This window comes from Marichromatium sp. AB32, assembly GCF_003718675.1.
Taxonomy (GTDB): Bacteria; Pseudomonadota; Gammaproteobacteria; order Chromatiales; family Chromatiaceae; genus Marichromatium; species Marichromatium gracile.
The window spans coordinates 13,860-32,300 of sequence record NZ_RHFJ01000023.1 but is presented as its reverse complement, the minus strand read 5'-3'; the positions used below and the strand labels follow the sequence as shown (position 1 = coordinate 32,300).

14 protein-coding genes are annotated in these 18,441 nt (G+C 67.3%); 5 read left to right on the top strand and 9 right to left on the bottom strand.

Going from position 1 to position 18,441, the window contains the following annotated elements:
* Positions 1–111 precede the first annotated feature (111 nt).
* Positions 112–3,798 (top strand): DUF1631 family protein, encoded by a 3,687-nt coding sequence (locus tag EBL85_RS08960; RefSeq protein ID WP_190288059.1) that lies wholly within the window; start codon positions 112–114, stop codon positions 3,796–3,798.
* 8 nt (positions 3,799–3,806) lie between these two features.
* Here EBL85_RS08960 and EBL85_RS08955 read toward each other — a convergent pair whose 3' ends face one another.
* On the bottom strand, positions 3,807–4,298 hold the full coding sequence (locus EBL85_RS08955; RefSeq protein WP_123141283.1) for a hypothetical protein: 492 nt from the start codon (positions 4,296–4,298) through the stop codon (positions 3,807–3,809).
* A gap of 376 nt (positions 4,299–4,674) precedes the next feature.
* On the opposite strand from EBL85_RS08955, the gene EBL85_RS08950 reads away from it, so the two are divergent.
* Positions 4,675–5,241: an OmpA family protein gene (locus EBL85_RS08950; protein ID WP_123141282.1), complete on the top strand. Its 567-nt coding sequence runs from the start codon at positions 4,675–4,677 to the stop codon at positions 5,239–5,241.
* Positions 5,242–5,530: 289 nt separating this feature from the next.
* Here the strand turns inward: EBL85_RS08950 and purB are convergent, their stop codons facing one another.
* The 4 genes from purB to mnmA form a co-directional block, all read right to left on the bottom strand.
* Entirely contained in the window at positions 5,531–6,895 is a 1,365-nt protein-coding gene (purB, locus tag EBL85_RS08945) for an adenylosuccinate lyase (RefSeq protein ID WP_123141302.1), read from the bottom strand.
* Positions 6,896–7,213: 318 nt separating this feature from the next.
* Positions 7,214–9,877: an aconitate hydratase AcnA gene (gene acnA / locus EBL85_RS08940; protein ID WP_123142722.1), complete on the bottom strand. Its 2,664-nt coding sequence runs from the start codon at positions 9,875–9,877 to the stop codon at positions 7,214–7,216.
* A 158-nt stretch (positions 9,878–10,035) separates the two neighbouring features.
* Positions 10,036–10,662: a high frequency lysogenization protein HflD gene (gene hflD / locus EBL85_RS08935; protein WP_123141280.1), complete on the bottom strand. Its 627-nt coding sequence runs from the start codon at positions 10,660–10,662 to the stop codon at positions 10,036–10,038.
* A gap of 23 nt (positions 10,663–10,685) precedes the next feature.
* On the bottom strand, positions 10,686–11,804 hold the full coding sequence (mnmA, locus tag EBL85_RS08930) for a tRNA 2-thiouridine(34) synthase MnmA (RefSeq protein WP_123142721.1): 1,119 nt from the start codon (positions 11,802–11,804) through the stop codon (positions 10,686–10,688).
* Positions 11,805–11,966: 162 nt separating this feature from the next.
* Between mnmA and icd the strand changes: the two genes are divergently transcribed.
* Positions 11,967–13,220, top strand: coding sequence for an NADP-dependent isocitrate dehydrogenase (gene icd, locus EBL85_RS08925; RefSeq protein WP_123141278.1), 1,254 nt, complete (start codon positions 11,967–11,969; stop codon positions 13,218–13,220).
* Positions 13,221–13,311: 91 nt separating this feature from the next.
* Here icd and EBL85_RS08920 read toward each other — a convergent pair whose 3' ends face one another.
* Positions 13,312–13,518, bottom strand: coding sequence for a cold-shock protein (locus EBL85_RS08920; RefSeq protein ID WP_005223619.1), 207 nt, complete (start codon positions 13,516–13,518; stop codon positions 13,312–13,314).
* Positions 13,519–13,764: 246 nt separating this feature from the next.
* Here EBL85_RS08920 and clpS point away from each other — a divergent pair, with 246 nt between their 5' ends.
* Positions 13,765–14,088: an ATP-dependent Clp protease adapter ClpS gene (gene clpS / locus EBL85_RS08915; RefSeq protein WP_123141277.1), complete on the top strand. Its 324-nt coding sequence runs from the start codon at positions 13,765–13,767 to the stop codon at positions 14,086–14,088.
* 73 nt (positions 14,089–14,161) lie between these two features.
* A complete protein-coding gene (clpA, locus tag EBL85_RS08910) occupies positions 14,162–16,423 on the top strand; it encodes an ATP-dependent Clp protease ATP-binding subunit ClpA (protein WP_123142720.1) in 2,262 nt (753 codons plus the stop codon).
* Between the two features lie 213 nt (positions 16,424–16,636).
* Here clpA and infA read toward each other — a convergent pair whose 3' ends face one another.
* From infA to aat, 3 genes are all read right to left on the bottom strand, one after another.
* Complete coding sequence (gene infA, locus EBL85_RS08905) at positions 16,637–16,855, bottom strand: translation initiation factor IF-1 (protein WP_005223622.1); 219 nt, start codon at positions 16,853–16,855, stop codon at positions 16,637–16,639.
* 120 nt (positions 16,856–16,975) lie between these two features.
* Positions 16,976–17,737: an arginyltransferase gene (locus EBL85_RS08900; RefSeq protein WP_123142719.1), complete on the bottom strand. Its 762-nt coding sequence runs from the start codon at positions 17,735–17,737 to the stop codon at positions 16,976–16,978.
* Positions 17,734–18,435: a leucyl/phenylalanyl-tRNA--protein transferase gene (aat, locus tag EBL85_RS08895; RefSeq protein WP_123142718.1), complete on the bottom strand. Its 702-nt coding sequence runs from the start codon at positions 18,433–18,435 to the stop codon at positions 17,734–17,736. Before aat ends, EBL85_RS08900 begins: the two co-directional genes overlap by 4 nt.
* Positions 18,436–18,441 lie beyond the last annotated feature (6 nt).

The following is an 18,441-nucleotide window of genomic DNA, read 5'->3' as shown; positions in this document are numbered from 1 at the left end:
CTTTGCCTGTGTGGTGTTGCATGATTGAAATCAGTGTTGGTGGGGACGTCTCGGTCGATGCGGGGCGGCTCGCCCCCGGGTGTCCCGGGCCGTCGCTCGGCGGGGTGGCCGATGTCCGGGGTTGAGGGCGCAAAGGTGCCGGAGCGTCGGCGTCAGCGCCGCACCCCGGTCGATCTCCCCGCCGAGCTCCGTGCCCCTCATCAGCCCCTGCTCGCCTGCCGGGTCCGTAATCTCTGCAGCGGAGGCGCGTTGCTCGACATGGGCGAGCACGAGGCCGAGCTGCGTGTCGGCGCCGGCGAGCGTTGCGAGGTCCGCTTCAGGGTGGCGCTCGATGGCCGGCAACGCACCCTGCAGGCGGTGGTGGTGCTGGTGCATCGGGCCGAGCACGGGCTGGGCGCGCGTTTCATCCACTTCGCCGCCAATGGCCAGATGCATCTGGAGCGTTTTCTCGCCGGCTTGAGTGCGTCGCCACGACGTGGCGCCGAGGCGAACGGTGCGGCGCGGGCGCGAGGGCTGCTCGAGCAGGTCGGTCGCGCGCGGTTGCCGCCGTTGTTCGATGCCTTGCTCGAGACCCTGATCGATGCGCTGTGGATGCACGCGGAGCGTGCCGCGAACGATGCCCAGCGCGCCCGTTTCGTCGGTGAGCTCGGCCAGCTCGGTCGTACCATCCAGGCCGGGAGCCTGGCGCGGGGTCTGACCGACGAGGTGCTCGATGGCTTGATCTTCGCGCCGACGCAGCGGTTGTCCGAGTCCACCGATGAGGCGCCCGGGCAGGCCGCGCTGTCGCTGGTCGAACCACATGAGTTCGAGTTGTGGCTGGCGCGCTCCGAGCTGGTCAACCGACTCGAGCAGGAGCTTGCCGAGGTGCTGCGATCATTGCGCGGGCATCTCGTCGGGGTCTTCGGCGACGCCCAGGTCGCGCTGGAGCCGGAGCCGTTGGTCGAGGCCCTGGCCGGGGCGCTGCGTCGTGGCGGGCTGGAGGACGAGCTGCTCGGACGCGCCCTGCGGCTCGCCGCCACGCCGCTGGTGGGTAACCTCGGCGCCTTCTATCGCGAGTTGTTGCAGCTGTGGCGCGAGCATGGGCTGCCGGCGTGCGCGCCGACGCCATTGCGGTCACCCCCTCGAGAGCGGGAGGCTGCGCCATCGTCTGTCGCCTCGCCGCTGCCGAGGCCAGAAGGGCAGGCGGATGCGACCGGGGCGCCGGCGCGAGCCAGGTCCGCGGGACTCGGCCTTGGCGAGTTGCTGACCCGGTTGCAGACGGGGGGCGTGGATGGCGAGGCCGGAGCCGACCTCGACGCCATGGCGCGATTGCTGGCCGCGCGCACGACTGGGACCGGCGATCCGGGGCGTCTGCGTGCACCGAGGGTGCGCGAGCGGGTCGAGGTGACCGACCAGATGCTCTCGCAGATCCTCGACGACCCGCACGCCCCCCAGGGCATCAAGGCGTTGATCCGGCGGTTGTCGATCCACTTCCTGGCGATGGCGGTCAGTGACCCCGGCCGACCGGGCGAGCATGACACCCACCCGCTGGTCGGGCTGATGGATCAGCTCGAGCAGCTCTCCTCCTTCCTGCTCAATGGCGAGTCCGATGACCGCGCCTTGAGCGGCGAACTCGAGGAGTTCGTCCATCGTCTGGTGATCACCGACGCCGGTGATCTCGACACCCTGCGTGCCATCTCTTCCGGTCTGCAGTCACTGCGCGAGCGTGTCGGGTCGCGTTATCGCGCCAATGTCTCGCGCTGGGTCGGCGCCAACGAGGCGCGCGAGTGCGAGCGGCGCGCCCATGAGCGGGTGCGCCAGCGTCTGCAGTCCAGCTTCGGCGGTGAGCCGGTGCATCCGCTGTTGCCGACCCTGCTCGATGCCGGCTGGCGGATGCTGCTCGAGTCGGTCTGCAACTATGCCGGGATCGACGGCGCGCGCTGGCGTCATTACTGGATGCCGCTGTGGACACTGCACCGTGCCAGTCGTGGCGAGACCGAGGTCGAGGACATCCAGGCGTTGGTGGCGACCCTGTACGAGGGGTTGATCTATATCGGTCACGATCCGTTCGGGGCCGAGTCGCTGGTCGAGCGGGTCGAGCAGGTGCTGCGTCGGGCCGCGCGCGGGGCGCTCGATCGCGAGGACTGGGTGGTGTTCGCCATCGATCCGCCGGAAGAGGCCGAGGCGGCGCTTCAGGAGCCCCCGAGCGGGGTGTCCGAGGCCGACTGGCAGGCGGCCCGTGAGCGGATCGAGCAGCTTGCCCTGGGCTCCGTGGTGTGGCTGACCGAACAGGGTGGCGAGCGCGCCTACCGGCTGATCTGGCGCAGCGAGGACGGGCGCCGTCTGGCGCTGAGCGACCCGATGGGGCGGCGTGTCCGCACCTTCACCCCCGAGCGTCTGGCCGCCGCCCTGGCCGAGTCGCGGGCGCGGGTCGAGGCGCCGCCGCGCCAACCGCTGATGCAGCGCGCCACCGAGGCGACCCTGAGCGAGCTCGGCGAGCAGGTGCGCGCGCAGACCGTGGAGGACTCGCTGACCGGGCTGCCCGGCCAGCGTTGTCTGGTCGGGGTGCTCACCGGGCTGCTGAGCCGCACCGCCGCGCCCTGTCCGCATCTGCTCGGTTTTCTCGAACTCGATCGCTTCGATCTGCTGACCGCAGCCCACGGCTATGCCGCCGGCGAGCGGCTGCTGGCGCTGATGGCCGAGCGGCTGCGGGCGCTGCTGCCCGATGCCCCCTGTCTGGCCTATCTCGGCTGGAACCGCTTCGCGTTGATCGCGCCTGCCGAAGGTGTCGAGGCGGCGCAGGCCAGCGCCGAGCGGATACGCGAGGCGCTCGAGGCGGTCTCGCTCACCTGGCTGGGACGGGTCCTGCAGGTCTCGGTGAGCCTCGGGGTGGCTCTGGTCGATGCTGCGTCGGAGAGCCCGGAAGGGGTGCTCTCCGCGGCCAATGTCGCCTGTCTCGCCGCCCAGCACAGCGGCGGTGGTCGGGTGGTGTGCTATGCCGAGGACGATGTCCAGGTCGCCGCGCAGCTCGAGCGCATGCGTGGCTGGGCCCAGGCCGAGGAGGCGATCAAGTCGGGCCGCAAGCGGTTGCGGTTGCAACCGATCGCGACGGTGGGGGAAGGGCCTGAGCACGGTGCCTTTCATCATGGCGAGGTGTTGCTCAGCGTCTATGACGCCGACGATGCCCCGCTACCGCTGGCGGCCTTTATCGCCGCGGCCGAGGCGATGAACCTGATGCACGAGGTCGACCGTCAGGTGATCGAGGAGACGCTGCGCTGGTTGCACGACAACCCCGAGCTGGCGCGCGCCTACGGCGGCGTGGCGATCAACCTCTCCGGTCAGTCGCTGAGCGATCCCGGGCTCGACGCCTTCATCCGTGGGGCCTTCGCGCGTTGGCAGGTGGCGCCGGGACTGGTCGGCTTCGAGGTCACCGAGACCGCAGCCATCGTCCATCTCGATCAGGCGGTGCGGCTGCTCGAGTCGCTCCAGTCGATGGGCTGTCCGATCTCGCTCGACGACTTCGGCTCGGGGATGTCCTCCTACGGTTATCTCAAGCAGTTGCCGGTCGACTTCGTCAAGATCGACGGCTCCTTCGTCAAGGATATCCTCAGCAACCCGCACGACCGGGCGATCGTCAAGTCGTTCAACGAGATCGCGCACTTCATGGGCAAGGAGACCATCGCCGAGTACGTCGAGAACCAGGAGATCCTGGCGCTGCTGCGCGAACTCGGGGTCGACTACGTCCAGGGCTACGGGATTGCGCGCCCCTGCTTCGTCGACGAGCTCGATCCGCCTGCGGCGGTGTGTGCGACGGCCTGATCCCACCTCTATAGATACAGCCGGTCGATCTCGCGGTCGCTGTCGCTGCGCTCCCACATCTGCATGAAGCTCTCGCGGAGTCGTCGTGCCTCGGGGGTGTCGGCGGCGGCCGCGGTCGCGCGCTGGCCGTCGGCGCGGTGCCGATGGACATAGCCCCGGGCATCGACGACGAGAAAGGCGTCGGTACGCGTGCGGTCGTCATCCCCGCTGCGCCGGATGGCGATCCGTGAGGTGAGGCGACGTGCCAGTTCGATCAGGCGATGCCCCTGCTGGAGCGCGTCGCGGGTCTCGTTGACCAGGATGCGCACCGGGAGGTCGGGGCGTTCGAGCGCGAGTCGTCGTATCGCTTCGAGCAAGGCTGGCTGGTCGTAGAGATCGGGCTCGAGGTGGGGGCCGAAGATCAACAGCTCGCGCCGCGCCTGGGTCGCCAGCGCGATGGCGGCGTCGCGGATCGATGCACGTGTCTCGAGAGGGGAGGGCCCGGTGTTGGCGCTGGTCATGAATGCTGCTCCATGGCGAGGGACGATAGGGTGTTGGTTTCCGGACATTTCCGGCCCCGGGGAGGTCGTGGCGATGCGGCGCCGGCGCTGTCAGTAGCTAGCTGTTGTTTTCTGATGACTTTCGTTGTAAATATGTTGCGGTCGGCGAAAAAAGTTGCACTTTTGCGGCGGCTGTAGGCTAGAATGTCTGTGTCCCGAGTGTGGTCCCTGGGGTTCACGGGGTCTGGATCGGATTGAAAACCCGCGTCGGGGGCCAGACATTCAGCATCTGGTGAGATCAACGCACCACGTTGTTGCTTTTTGCTGACATGTGCTACAGCTTGTTAACCTGTCGCCGATCGGACCACTCACCCACCTGAAACAGGAAACCGTGAAGATGCGCAAATTCAAACAGTCCTCCCGCGCCGCGGCCGCCGCTGCCTCCCTGGCCTTGGTCTTGGGCGCCCCGCTGGCGGCCAATGCCGCCGACATGATGGACCACTTCTGGTCGGCCAAGCCGACCGGGACCGCTTGGGTCACCGGTTACGGCGAGTGCTGGCAGAGCACCCAGGGTCCGAACGACCTCGAGCCCTGCGTCAAGCCGGTGCCGGCCGAGTTCGTGGTGCGTCTGAACTTCGAGTTCGACAAGTACCGTATCGAGAACGTGGTCAACGATACCGAGCTGGCGCGTCTCGACGACTACATCGCCGACGTCAACGCCACCCAGTCGCGCGAGCAGCTCACCCTGGTCGGTCACACCGACGCCAAGGGTTCGGAAGCCTACAACGATACCCTGGGGCTGAACCGCGCCAATGCGGTGCGTGACTACATGGTCTCCAAGGGCATCCCGGCGAGCGATATCGTTTCCGTCGAGAGCCGTGGCGAGCGCGATATGCTGCCCGAGTTCGACGTCTACTCGGTCAAGCAGCGTCGCGTGACCATTCGCTCCGAGGTCGAGGGCTGATTCAGCGCCCTCACCGCGCGCCAGGGATCGGCGCCCGCCGCTCCAAGCCGACACGCCGATACGGCCTCACGGTCGGTCGGCGTGTGTGGCGACCCGCCGCGCACTCCGAACTCCACCGTTTTCAGTCGTTCGTCCGGTCTTGCCGGGCGACGCAAGGGTCCAGTTGAGCCCCACTCCCCCCCGACAGGGGCTTGATGGAAGGCCGGTCACGCTCCCCGCGTGACCGGCCTATTTTTTTCGCTGCCCGAGCCCACCGTGGTCGCGCCAGGCGACCACGGTGATCCCGGGTTCAGCTCTCGCGTGCCAGCCGGACGGCGTCGCCGAGATAGCTCGCCGGGGTCAGCGCCTTGAGCTCGGCCTTGGCCGCCTCGGGGATCTCCAGCCCGTCGACGAACTCGGCCAGCGCCTCGGGGCCGATGCGGTGACCGCGGGTCAGCGCCTTGAGCTTCTCGTAGGGCTTGTCGACGCCATAGCGACGCATCACCGTCTGGATCGGTTCGGCGAGTACCTCCCAGTTGTCGTCGAGGTCAGCGGCCATGCGCTCGGGGTTGGCCTCGAGCTTGCCGATGCCCTTGAGCGCCGACTGCAGCGCAATGGTGACGTGGGCGAAGCCGACGCCGAGGTTGCGCAGTACGGTCGAGTCGGTGAGGTCACGCTGCCAGCGCGAGATCGGCAGCTTGCCGGCGAGGTGCTCGAGGATGGCATTGGCGATGCCGAGGTTGCCCTCGGCGTTCTCGAAGTCGATCGGGTTGACCTTGTGCGGCATGGTCGAGGAGCCGACCTCGCCGGCGACGGTGCGCTGCTTGAAGTAGCCGACCGAGATGTAGCCCCAGACGTCACGGCAGAAGTCGATCAGCACGTTGTCGAAGCGCACCACCGCGTCGAACAGCTCGGCCATGTAGTCGTGCGGCTCGATCTGGATGGTGTAGGGGTTCCAGGTCAGGCCCAGCGACTCGACGAAGCCCTGGGCGAAGCCCGGCCAGTCGACCTCGGGGTAGGCGACACGGTGGGCGTTGTAGTTGCCGACGGCGCCATTGATCTTGCCGAGCAGGGCGACCTCGGCGCAGCGTGCACGCTGCCCCTGCAGGCGCCGTGCGACATTGGCCATCTCCTTGCCCAGGGTGGTGGGCGAGGCCGGCTGGCCGTGGGTGCGCGAGAGCATCGGCTGCTCGGCGTAGCGCTGGGCGAGCTCCTGGATCGCGCCGATGACCTGGTCCATCTCGTCGAGCAGTTGCGCGCGCCCGCGCGCGAGCATCAGCCCGTGGGAGAGGTTGTTGATGTCCTCGGAGGTGCAGGCGAAGTGGATGAACTCACCCACGGCGGCGAGCTCGGGCAGCTCGGCGGTGCGCTCCTTGAGGAAGTACTCGACGGCCTTGACGTCGTGGTTGGTGGTGCGCTCGATGGTCTTGATGCGCTCGGCCTCGGCGAGGCCGAAATCGGCGACGATGGCATCGAGGTGCTGATTGGCCGCGTCCGAGAAGGCGGGGATCTCGGGGATCTGGGGGTGCGCGGCCAGTGCCTGCAGCCAGCGCACCTCGACCTGCACGCGATGGCGGATCAACCCATACTCGCTGAAGATCTCCCGCAGCGCGGTGGTCTTGTTGCCATAGCGGCCGTCGACGGGGGAGATGGCGGTGAGTGAGGATAGCTCCATCGGCATGAGTGACTCCGGGTGGTGATGTTCGGTGTCCGGCTGGCTCTGCGCAGCGACGGACGGGTTGTTGGGTGGGGGCGACGTCGTCAGTGGCGACGTCCTCATCCGTGATGCGCGGCTGACGGGTTGCGGCCCGCGCGCGGCGCTGGCGGCGCCTCGTCGTGGCGCGGTGCTGTGTCCATTATGGCGCGCTCGTCAGCGCAGCGCTCAGGGCGCGCGGCGAATTTCGCCTGCACACAACGCAGATCGCCCGAGCCCCGGACGGGGGACTCGGGCGATCGTGCCGGGGCGCCGCGCGCGGCGCCCGTGGGGTCGGCCTCAGCCTGCGGCCAGCTTGCGCAGCACGTAGTGCAGGATGCCGCCGTTGCGATAGTAATCGACCTCGTTGGGGGTGTCGATCCGCACCTTGGCGGTGAAGCGCTTGACGCTGCCGTCGGCGGCGGTGGCGGTGACCTCGACCTGTTTGGCCTCGCCGTTGTTGAGGCCCTGGATGTCGAAGGTCTCGGTGCCGGTGAGGCCGAGCGACTCGGCGCTGTCGCCGTTGATGAACTCCAGCGGCAGGATGCCCATGCCGACGAGGTTGGAGCGGTGGATGCGCTCGTAGCTCTCGGCGATCACCGCGCGCACCCCGAGCAGACGGGGACCCTTGGCCGCCCAGTCACGCGAGGAACCCGAGCCGTACTCCTTGCCCGCGACCACGATCGCCGGGGTGCCTTCCTCCTGATAGCGCATCGCGGCGTCGAAGATCGACATCTGCTCGCCGCTCGGCTGGTGCAGGGTGACGCCGCCCTCGGTGCCGGGGGCCATCAGGTTGCGCAGGCGGATGTTGGCGAAGGTGCCGCGCATCATCACCTCGTGGTTGCCGCGTCGCGAGCCCAGGCTGTTGAAGTCCTTGGGATCGACGCCCTTCTCGATCAGGTACTTGCCTGCCGGGGAGTCGGGCTTGATGGCGCCGGCCGGGGAGATGTGGTCGGTGGTGATGGAGTTGCCGAGCAGCGCCAGACAGCGCGCGCCGGTGATGTCGCCGACCGGGGCGACGTCGAGCGACATGCCCGCGAAGTAGGGCGGGTTCTTGATGTAGGTCGACTCGGGCCAGTCGTAGGTGTCGGTCTGCGGCGCCTCGAGACCCTGCCAGCGGGCGTCGCCGGAGAACACGTCGGCGTAGGCGGCGGTGAACTCCTCGGCGGTGACGAAGTCGCGGATCGCGCCGCTGACCTCGGCCTCGCTCGGCCAGATGTCCTTGAGATAGACCGGGTTGCCCTTGGCGTCGGTGGCCAGCGGATCGTTGAACGGGTCGATGTCGATGCGTCCGGCGATGGCGTAGGCGACCACCAGCGGCGGGCTGGCGAGGTAGTTCATGCGCACCTCGGCGTGCACCCGGCCCTCGAAGTTACGGTTGCCCGAGAGGATCGAGACGGCGCACAGGTCGTTGTCGGCGATCGCCTTGGAGATCGGCGCCGGCAGCGGGCCGGTGTTGCCGATGCAGACGGTGCAGCCATAGCCGACGTTGTGGAAGCCGAGCGCCTTGAGCGGCTCAGTGAGCCCGGCGCGGTCGAGATAGCGGGTGACCGCCATCGAGCCGGGACCGAAGGCGGTCTTGACCCAGGGGGCGCGCTCGAGACCGAGCGCGGCGGCCTTCTTGGCGACCAGACCGGCGGCGATCAGCACGCTCGGGTTCGAGGTGTTGGTGCAGGAGGTGATGGCGGCGACCACGATGGAGCCGTCGGAGAGTTCGAACTGCTTGCCGTCGAGCTCGACCTTGGCCGGACCCTTGGTGGGGATGCCGCGCTCCTCCTTGAGGGCCGAGAGGGCCTTGGGGAAGTGCTCGGTGATGGTGTCGAGGGCGACGCGGTCCTGCGGGCGCTTGGGGCCGGCGAGCGAGGGCACGACGTCGCCGAGATCCAGCTCGAGGGTCTCGGAATAGTCGGCCTCGGCGGCCTCGGCGGTGTGCCACACGCCCTGCGCCTTGCAGTAGGCCTCGACCAGGGCGATCTGCTCCTCGCTGCGACCGGTCAGGCGCAGGTAGTCGAGGGTGATCTGGTCGATCGGGAAGAGACCGCAGGTGGCGCCGTACTCGGGACCCATGTTGGCGATGGTGTTGCGCTCGCCCATCGGCAGCACGCTGATCGCCGGGCCGTAGAACTCGACGAACTTGCCGACCACGCCGTGCTGGCGCAGCCGCTCGACGATGGTCAGCACCAGATCGGTGGCGGTGACGCCCTCGCGCAGCTTGCCGGTGAGCTTGAAGCCGACGACCTTGGGCACGAGCATCGAGATCGGCTGGCCGAGCATCGAGGCCTCGGCCTCGATGCCGCCGACGCCCCAGCCGAGCACGCCGATGCCGTTGACCATGGTGGTGTGCGAGTCGGTGCCGACACAGGTGTCGAAGTAGGCCTGGGTGGCGCTGCCGGCATCCTTGGCGAAGATCAGGCGCGAGAGGTACTCGACGTTGACCTGGTGGACGATGCCGGTGTCGGGCGGCACCACCTTGAAGCCGTCGAGCGCGTTCTGGCCCCACTTGAGGAACTGGTAGCGCTCGCGGTTGCGCTGGAACTCGAGCTCGGCGTTGAGCGCGAAGGCGTCGTCGGAGCCGAAGTGATCGACCTGCACCGAGTGATCGATGACCAGCTCGGCGGGCTGCTGCGGGGTGATCTTGCTCGGGTCGCCGCCGAGCTTGGCCATGGCGTCGCGCATCGCCGCCAGGTCGACCACCGCGGGCACACCGGTGAAGTCCTGCATCAGCACGCGCGCCGGACGGTACTGGATCTCCTTGGAGGGCTCGGCCTTGGCGTCCCAGTTGGAGAAGAACTCGATGTCCTCGCGGTTGACGGTGACCCCATCCTCATTGCGCAGCAGGTTCTCGAGCAGGATCTTGATCGAGTAGGGCAGGCGCTCGCTGCCGGGGACGGCGTCGAGACGGTAGATCTCGTAGTCCTTGCCGGCAACACTCAGGGTGGACTTGGCGTTGAAGCTGTTGGTCATGCAATGGCTCCGGATGTGGCTATCGTCATTTCGCGCAAACGCGAAATTCTAGCGTCCAGGAGGGCGGCGCGCCATACACTGTGCGCTGACGGGGCGCGGCGGATCCCTCCGGGCGGGTGTTGGCGGGGCGTGTTCAAGCCCCGTCGGATGAAGGCGGTTCAGTCTTCGTGACGGTCGAGATAGGTGCGCGCGTCGTCGAGGATCTGGCGGTTGCGCAGCAGCAGGTGCCAGCGCGAGCCGCCGACCTGGCGCCACAGCATGGCGGCGCGGATGCCGGCGAGCAGCAGCGCGCGTACCCGGCTCTGGTTGTCGGGGTTGCCGAGGTGCAGCTCGTTGCCCTGGACCATGACCCGCGGGGTCAGGGTGCTGATGGTCTCGCTGTAGAGGTCGGCGAAGTGACCGAGGATCGCCGGGTGCAGCAGCGGGAAGTGTTCGAGCTTGTCGCGCGCCGCCTCGATGCCCTCGCCGAGTCGGGCGAGTCGTCCGGGTTCGCGCGCGAGCGCACGCTCGAGTCGGATCAGGGTCACCACGTAGCGGGTCAGCTCGAGGTTGCGCTCGGGTTGTCCGGTGAGCTGGGCGATCACCTGGCGCGCGCCGGGCGCGAGCGCGCCGGGCGCGCCGAAGACCGCGGCGGTGCTCTCGGCATCGACCTGGAGCAGGCTGTAGATGCACGGCTCCATCATCTCCACATCGGCGCTGCCGCGGTGGGCGATGCGGGTGACGCAGGCGGCGGCCTGGTGGAGTCCGGCGAAGGCGATGAGCCGGTCGAGGTTGTCGTAAGGCATGGGGCTGGATTCTCCGGTGCGGCTCAGGGCGCGGCGTGCTCGACCACGGCGCCGCCGAGACAGGCCTCGCCCTGATAGAAGACGATCGACTGGCCCGGGGTCACCGCGCGCTGCGGTTCGGCGAAGCGCACCCGGCAGCCCTCGGGGCCGAGGGTCTCGACGGTGCAGCGCTGCAGCGGCTGACGGTGACGCAGTCGCGCCAGACAGTCGAAGGGGGCGGCGGCGGGGGGCTCCCCGGCGATCCAGTGTGGTGGCTGGGCGTGCAGCGATCCGGCCATCAGCAGCGGATGGTGCTTGCCCTGGACGACGATCAGGCGGTTGTGCTCCGGGTCCTTGGCGGCGACGAACCAGGGGGCCTCGTCGCCCCCGGCGATGCCGCCGATGCCGAGCCCCTGACGCTGGCCGATGGTGTAGTAGGCCAGTCCGTGATGCTCGCCGAGCACCTGCCCCTCGGGGGTCTCGATCGGCCCCGGGGTGCGATCGACATAGCGCGCGAGGAACTCGCCGAAGCGCCGCTCGCCGATGAAGCAGATCCCGGTGCTGTCCTTCTTCGCTGCGTTGGCCAGGCCGAGCCGGCGGGCGATGGCACGCACCTCGGGCTTGCTGAGATCGTGCAGCGGGAAGCGGGTGTGGGCGAGTTGGTGCTGGTCGAGCAGATGGAGGAAGTAGGTCTGGTCCTTGTTGGCGTCGGCGCACAGACAGAGTCGATGGCCGCTCGCGCCGTGCTCGACCCGGGCATAGTGGCCGGTGGCGATGGCCTCGGCGCCGAGGTCCAGGGCGTGTTCGAGGAAGGCGGCGAACTTGATCTCGCGGTTACACAGGATGTCGGGATTGGGGGTGCGCAGCGCGCGGTACTCGGCGAGGAAGTGCTCGAACACCCGATCCCAGTACTCGGTGGCGAAGTTGACGGTGTGCAGGCGGATGCCGAGCCGTTCGGCGACGGCGCGCGCATCGGCCAGGTCCTCGGCGGCGGCGCAATAGCCGCCGTGCGGGTCGTCGTCCTCTTCCCAGTTCTTCATGAACAGCGCCTCGACCTGATGGCCCTGTTCGAGCAGACGGTGGGCGGCGACGGCCGAGTCGACACCGCCGGAGAGGCCGATGATGATGCGTTCTGGGCGAGATCGGGCGGCGCGGACGTTCATGGCGCTATCAGGGGTAAGAGGACGGATGGGGCGTGCGTCGGACACGTCCCGTCGGCCTGGGCGACGGCGGGACGCGCTGCCGATGTGGCATCGGGTCTGCGCAACGAGTAAACGAGGATGGTAGCATATTCCTTTTTGATCACCCGATAGAGAAAACTGCTCATGGCCTACGACAAGATTTCTGTCCCCAACGGCGAGAAGATTCAGGTCAACGCCGATCTGTCGCTCAATGTGCCCGACCGTCCCATCATCCCCTTCATCGAGGGTGACGGCATCGGTGTCGACGTCACCCCGGTGATGCGCTCGGTGGTCGACGCTGCCGTCGAGAAGGCCTACGGCGGCGCGCGCAAGATCGAGTGGATGGAGATCTACGCCGGCGAGAAGTCGACCCGCACCTATGGCGAGGACGTGTGGCTGCCGGAGGAGACCCTGGCGGCGGTCAAGGAGTTCGTGGTCTCGATCAAGGGGCCGCTCACCACGCCGGTCGGCGGCGGTATCCGCTCGCTCAACGTCGCCCTGCGCCAGCAGCTCGATCTCTATGTCTGCCTGCGCCCGGTGCGCTACTTCAACGGCACCCCGAGCCCGCTGAAGAAGCCCGAGGACACCGATATGGTGATCTTCCGCGAGAACTCGGAGGACATCTATGCCGGCATCGAGTGGCAGCAGGGCAGCGCCGAGGCCGAGCGTCTGGTCGGCTTCCTGCGCGAGCAGATGGGGGTGACCAAGATCCGCTTCCCCGAGACCTCCGGCATCGGCATCAAGCCGGTCTCGAAGGAGGGCACCGAGCGTCTGGTGCGTCAGGCCATCCAGTACGCGATCGACAACGATCGTCCGTCGGTGACCCTGGTGCACAAGGGCAACATCATGAAGTTCACCGAGGGTGCCTTCAAGGACTGGGGCTATGCCCTGGCCAAGGCCGAGTTCGGTGCCACCGAGCTCGACGGCGGTCCCTGGTGCAGCTTCAAGAACCCCAAGACCGGTCGCGAGATCGTGATCAAGGACGTCATCGCCGACGCCTTCCTGCAGCAGATCCTGCTGCGTCCGAAGGAGTACTCGGTGATCGCCACCCTCAACCTCAACGGCGACTACATCTCCGATGCGCTGGCCGCGCAGGTCGGTGGTATCGGCATGGCGCCGGGTGCCAACCTCTCGGACTCGGTGGCGATGTTCGAGGCGACCCACGGTACCGCGCCGAAGTACGCCGGCAAGGACCAGGTCAACCCCAGCTCGCTGATCCTCTCGGCCGAGATGATGCTGCGCCACCTCGGCTGGACCGAGGCCGCCGACCTGATCATCAAGGGTGTCGAGGGCGCGATCGAGGCCAAGCAGGTCACCTATGACCTGGACCGACTGATGGAAGGCGCCACCAAGCTCAGCTGCTCGGGCTTTGGCCGGGCCGTGATCGAGCGCATGTAAGGCGTGAAACGTGCGAGGGGCGCGACCCTGACGGATCGCGCCCCTCGGCATGATGGTCCGGGGCACGGCGGCTCCGGACCGTGATCAGGTGTCAGCTGAGACGATGCACCTTGGCCGCGTGCAGGCCCTTCGGCCCCTGGTTCAACTCGAATTGCACCTTCTGTCCCTCCCTGAGCGTCTTGTAGCCCTCCATGTCGATCGCCGAGAAGTGGACAAAGACGTCTTCGTCTCGCCCATCGGGTTGCACGAACCCGTAGCCCTTTGCGTTATTGAACCATTTAACGACTCCGGTGATCATTGGCGCAGTCCTCCAGGGTTTGCGGGTCTTGCCTTGGTGGTCGATCATCGCTTTTTGTTGTCAGGCGCCATTGCCTTGAATCGGCTCCCTGGCACCCTAGTTCGCTAGTATAGTGAACTGTTTTCGTTGGTCAAACAGGGCGTCGCGCGGTTCCGCGCCGCCGTTGATCGGTCCCCTCGGGGCGCGCATGTGCAGTGCGTTGACCGGCCTGACGCCCCCTCAATCCTTTGTCTAGAATCCGCAATCATGAGTGACGATATTCCGAGCGAGGACGGCGAGTCCGGGCTGACGTTGCAGGAGGCCCGCCCGCAGTTGCGCCGTCCCCCACAGTTCAAGGTCCTGCTGCTCAACGACGACTACACCCCGATGGACTTCGTGGTCGAGGTGCTCGAGGGCTTCTTCGGTATGAATCGCGAGAAGGCGACCCAAGTTATGCTCCAGGTGCATACGCGTGGGGTCGGGGTCTGCGGCGTCTACACCAAGGATATCGCCGAGACCAAGGTCGCCCAGGTCAACGACTACGCCCGTACCAACCAGCATCCGCTGATGTGCACCATGGAAGAGGCTTGAAATCGGCGCCGCGCGCGCGCATGGCGGCACTCAACCACCACGGTTTTCTCAACCCCCTGCTTGGAACAGGTCGATGCTGAGCAAAGAACTCGAATTTTCGCTGAACCGGGCCTTCAAGGAGGCGCGCGAGAAGCATCATGAATACATGACCGTCGAGCACATGCTGCTGTCGTTGCTCGACAATCCCACCGCCGCGCGCGTGCTCAGGGCCTGTGGCGCGGATGCCGAGCGGTTGCGTCGCGAGATCTCGTCGTTCATCGACGAGACCACGCCGCTGATCCCCGAGCACGAGGATCGCGACACCCAGCCGACGCTCGGCTTCCAGCGGGTGTTGCAGCGCGCGGTGTTCCACGTCCAGTCGGCGGGCAAGAAGGAGGTCACCGGGGCCAACGTGCTGGTGGCGCTGTTCAGCGAGCAGGACTCGCAGGCGGTCTATCTGCTCAACCAGCAGGACATCACCCGCCTCGATGTCGTCAACTTCATCTCCCACGGCATCTCCAAGGTCCCCGGCGAGACCCAGGAGGACGAGGTGCCGGGCGAGGTCGACGAGTCGCGCGCCGAGGACAAGGAGAACGCCAGCCCGCTCGAGAGCTTTGCGACCAACCTCAACGAGCTGGCGCGTCAGGGGCGGATCGATCCGCTGATCGGTCGCGCCGCCGAGGTCGAGCGCACGGTGCAGATCCTCTGCCGGCGGCGCAAGAACAACCCGCTGTTCGTCGGCGAGGCCGGCGTCGGCAAGACCGCCATCGCCGAGGGGCTGGCGAAGAAGATCGTCGATGGTGACGTGCCCGAGGTGCTGGAGTCGGCGGTGATCTACTCCCTCGATCTCGGCGGCCTGGTGGCCGGCACCAAGTATCGCGGCGACTTCGAGAAGCGACTCAAGTCGGTGCTCGCCCAGCTCAAGCGTCAGCCGCACGCGATCCTCTTCATCGACGAGATCCACACCATCATCGGCGCCGGCTCGGCCTCGGGCGGGGTGATGGACGCCTCCAACCTGATCAAGCCGGTGCTCGCCTCGGGCGATCTGCGCTGCATCGGCTCGACCACCTATCAGGAGTATCGTGGCATCTTCGAGAAGGACCGCGCGCTGGCGCGCCGCTTCCAGAAGATCGACGTGCCCGAACCGAGTGTCGAGGAGACGGTGGAGATCCTCAAGGGGCTGAAGTCGCGCTTCGAGCAGCACCACCAGGTGACCTACACCAGTACCGCGCTGCGCGCCGCGGCCGAATTGGCCAACCGTCATATCAACGATCGTCATCTGCCCGACAAGGCGATCGACGTCATCGACGAGGCCGGGGCCAACGTCCAGCTCAAGAGTGGCGCCAAGCGGCGCAAGCGCATCGACGTCGCCGATGTCGAGGCGATCGTCGCCAAGATCGCGCGCATCCCGCCGAAGCGGGTCTCGGCCTCCGACGCCGAGGCGCTGAAGAACCTCGATCGCGATCTCAAGATGGTGGTCTATGGCCAGGATCCGGCCATCGAGGTGCTGACCTCCTCGATCCGCATGAACCGCTCCGGGCTCGGCAGTCTCGAGCGCCCGATCGGCTCCTTCCTGTTCACCGGTCCGACCGGCGTCGGCAAGACCGAGGTCACCCGTCAGCTCGCACGCATCCTCGGCATGGAGCTGATCCGCTTCGATATGTCCGAGTACATGGAGCGTCACACCGTCTCGCGGCTGATCGGCGCGCCGCCGGGCTATGTCGGCTTCGATCAGGGCGGGCTGCTCACCGAGGAGGTCAACAAGCATCCGCACGCGGTGCTGTTGCTCGACGAGATCGAGAAGGCCCACCCCGATGTCTTCAACCTGCTGTTGCAGGTGATGGACCACGGCAGCCTCACCGACAACAACGGGCGCAAGGCCGACTTCCGTAACGTGGTGCTGGTGATGACCACCAACGCCGGCGCCGAGGAGACGGCGCGGCGCTCGATCGGCTTCACCGAGCAGGATCACTCGAGCGACGGGCTGGAGGCGCTCAAGCGCTATTTCTCGCCGGAGTTCCGCAACCGTCTCGACGCCGTGGTGCAGTTCTCGCCGCTGGCCGAATCGACCGTCGCCAACGTGGTCGACAAGTTCATCTTCGAACTCGAGCAGCAGCTCGAGGAGAAGAAGGTGGCGCTCAGTGTGGATCAGGACGCCCGTGCCTGGCTCGGTGCCAAGGGCTACGATCCGCAGATGGGTGCACGCCCGATGGCGCGGGTGATCCAGAACCACATCAAGAAGCCGCTCGCCAGCGAGCTGCTGTTCGGCACGCTTGCCAATGGCGGTCAGGTGCGGGTGGGGGTGCGCGACGACGCGCTCGCCTTCGAGATCAACGGCGAGTGGCGTGAGCTATAGGTGCTGGTCGATGGGGTGACGTGGCGGCGAGCAGGTCCCTCGCCGTGGCGGCGCCGTCAGTCTCGGCGATGACCAACCGCGACGCGCAGCCCCGCCGTGCCGACTCGGCCCGATGGCGAGCGGCGAGGTCGCGTGTGACGGTTCGCGCGGTTGCGCGATGAGTCCGGGCGCTCGGCGAGAGCCGGCGCGCGCATGCCCGACGGGCAGGCGTGATCAGCGGGCGCGGTAGACGATGCGGCCCTTGGTGAGGTCGTAAGGGGTCAGCTCGACGGTGACCTTGTCGCCGGTGAGGATGCGGATGTAGTGCTTGCGCATCTTGCCGGAGATATGGGCGGTCACGGTGTGGCCGTTCTCGAGCTCGACCCGAAACACGGTATTGGGCAGGGTCTCGGTGACCGTGCCTTCCATTTGAATGACGTCGTCTTTTGCCATAGTCGAATTACTGAAGACAGCTCCGTTTTTAAAGCCGCCGGATTATACCATATCCATTGTGTCGATCACCGTCGATGCATCGATCCTGTGTTACCTTCCCGCGCACAGGCGAGACCGGCCTCATGGTTGGCGTAGTACGGCGCCGCGCGCGAGCTGTCTCCAGGCGCGCCCATCCCAGGCCTCGAGCGGGCGAAAGCGCGCCTTGTAGGTCATCTTCTCGCAGCCCTCGACCCAGTAACCGAGATAGAGATAGGGCAGTCCGAGCCGCCGTGCCAGCTCGATCTGGGCGAGGATCGCGAAGGTGCCGGGGCCGAGTACGGCGAGCGCCGGATCGTAGAAGGTGTAGACCGCCGAGAGCCCCTGCTCGAGGCGGTCGGTCACCGCGACCCCGAGCAGTCTCTCCTCATCGAGCCAGAACTCGATGAACAGACAGGGGCCACCCCAGGGGTCGACGAGGAAGCGCCGATAACTCTCCTCGCTGGCATCGTCGGCCATGGGCCCGTCGCCATGACGTCCCAGCAGATAGTCGCGATAGAGCGCATAGTGCGCCGGCTCGAAACTGGCGGGGCGCTCGCGCAGTGTGATGCGTGGGGCGTTACGCTGCCAGTTGCGTCGTTGCGAGCGGTTGGGGAGAAAGTCCGCGACCGGGATGCGGAGCGGCACGCAGCGGGTACAGCCACGGCAGGCCGGTCGATAGATGTGGCTGCCGCTGCGGCGAAAGCCAAGGTCGATCAGCAGCTGATAGGTGGCGGTATCGATCCGGGCGTTGGGGTCGACGAACAGGGTGCGCGCGCGCGTGTCCTCGAGATAGGAGCAGTCGTGCTCGCCGGTGAGATAGAGCGCCAGATGGCGTCCCGGCCGGGTGATGTCGTCCTGGTTCATCGGTTGTGCGTCTCGTCGTCCCAGCTGTGATCATGGCCGGGCAGGGCGCAGAACCGCTCGAGCCGAGCGATGAAGTCACGCCGGGGGATCTCCTCCGCGCCCATCCGCTGGAGATGATGGGTGTGCATCTGGCAGTCGATCAGCCCGAAGCCCCACTCGGCGAGGCGTCGGCACAGCTGTACCAGGGCGATCTTGGAGCCGTCGCTGGCGCGGCTGAACATGGACTCGCCGAAGAACGCCTTGCCCACCGCCACCCCGTAGAGCCCGCCGATCAGCTCATCGTCGCGCCACACCTCGACCGAGTGGGCGAGGCCCTGGGCGTGCAGTCGCTCGTAGGCATCGATCATCTCCGGGACCAGCCAGGTGCCGGCCTCGTCGGCGCGTGGCGCGGCGCAGGCGCGGATGACCGCGGCGAAGTCGCGATCGAAGGTGACCCGATGATCGGCGCGCCGCAGCCGCTTGGCGAGGCTGCGCGAGACGTGCACCTGCTCGGGTATGAGCACGCTGCGCGGGTCGGGCGACCACCACAGGATGGGATCGCCCTCGCTGTACCAGGGGAAGATGCCGTGACGATAGGCCTGGCGCAGCCGCGTGGTGCTGAGGTCGCCGCCGACGGCGAGCAATCCGTTGGGCTCGCGCATCGCCTGCGAGACGTCGGGGAAGTGGATGCGGTCTTGCGGATCGAGCAGGGTGAGCATGTCCGG

What these genes read in the sequence shown, in the direction of transcription:
- EBL85_RS08960 (WP_190288059.1), top strand. Translation starts at nt 112, where the DNA reads ATGTCCGGGGTTGAGGGCGCAAAGGTGCCGGAGCGTCGGCGTCAGCGC.
- EBL85_RS08955 (WP_123141283.1), bottom strand. Translation starts at nt 4,298, where the DNA reads ATGACCAGCGCCAACACCGGGCCCTCCCCTCTCGAGACACGTGCATCG.
- EBL85_RS08950 (WP_123141282.1), top strand. Translation starts at nt 4,675, where the DNA reads ATGCGCAAATTCAAACAGTCCTCCCGCGCCGCGGCCGCCGCTGCCTCC.
- purB (WP_123141302.1), bottom strand. Translation starts at nt 6,895, where the DNA reads ATGGAGCTATCCTCACTCACCGCCATCTCCCCCGTCGACGGCCGCTAT.
- acnA (WP_123142722.1), bottom strand. Translation starts at nt 9,877, where the DNA reads ATGACCAACAGCTTCAACGCCAAGTCCACCCTGAGTGTTGCCGGCAAG.
- hflD (WP_123141280.1), bottom strand. Translation starts at nt 10,662, where the DNA reads ATGCCTTACGACAACCTCGACCGGCTCATCGCCTTCGCCGGACTCCAC.
- mnmA (WP_123142721.1), bottom strand. Translation starts at nt 11,804, where the DNA reads ATGAACGTCCGCGCCGCCCGATCTCGCCCAGAACGCATCATCATCGGC.
- icd (WP_123141278.1), top strand. Translation starts at nt 11,967, where the DNA reads ATGGCCTACGACAAGATTTCTGTCCCCAACGGCGAGAAGATTCAGGTC.
- EBL85_RS08920 (WP_005223619.1), bottom strand. Translation starts at nt 13,518, where the DNA reads ATGATCACCGGAGTCGTTAAATGGTTCAATAACGCAAAGGGCTACGGG.
- clpS (WP_123141277.1), top strand. Translation starts at nt 13,765, where the DNA reads ATGAGTGACGATATTCCGAGCGAGGACGGCGAGTCCGGGCTGACGTTG.
- clpA (WP_123142720.1), top strand. Translation starts at nt 14,162, where the DNA reads ATGCTGAGCAAAGAACTCGAATTTTCGCTGAACCGGGCCTTCAAGGAG.
- infA (WP_005223622.1), bottom strand. Translation starts at nt 16,855, where the DNA reads ATGGCAAAAGACGACGTCATTCAAATGGAAGGCACGGTCACCGAGACC.
- EBL85_RS08900 (WP_123142719.1), bottom strand. Translation starts at nt 17,737, where the DNA reads ATGAACCAGGACGACATCACCCGGCCGGGACGCCATCTGGCGCTCTAT.
- aat (WP_123142718.1), bottom strand. Translation starts at nt 18,435, where the DNA reads ATGCTCACCCTGCTCGATCCGCAAGACCGCATCCACTTCCCCGACGTC.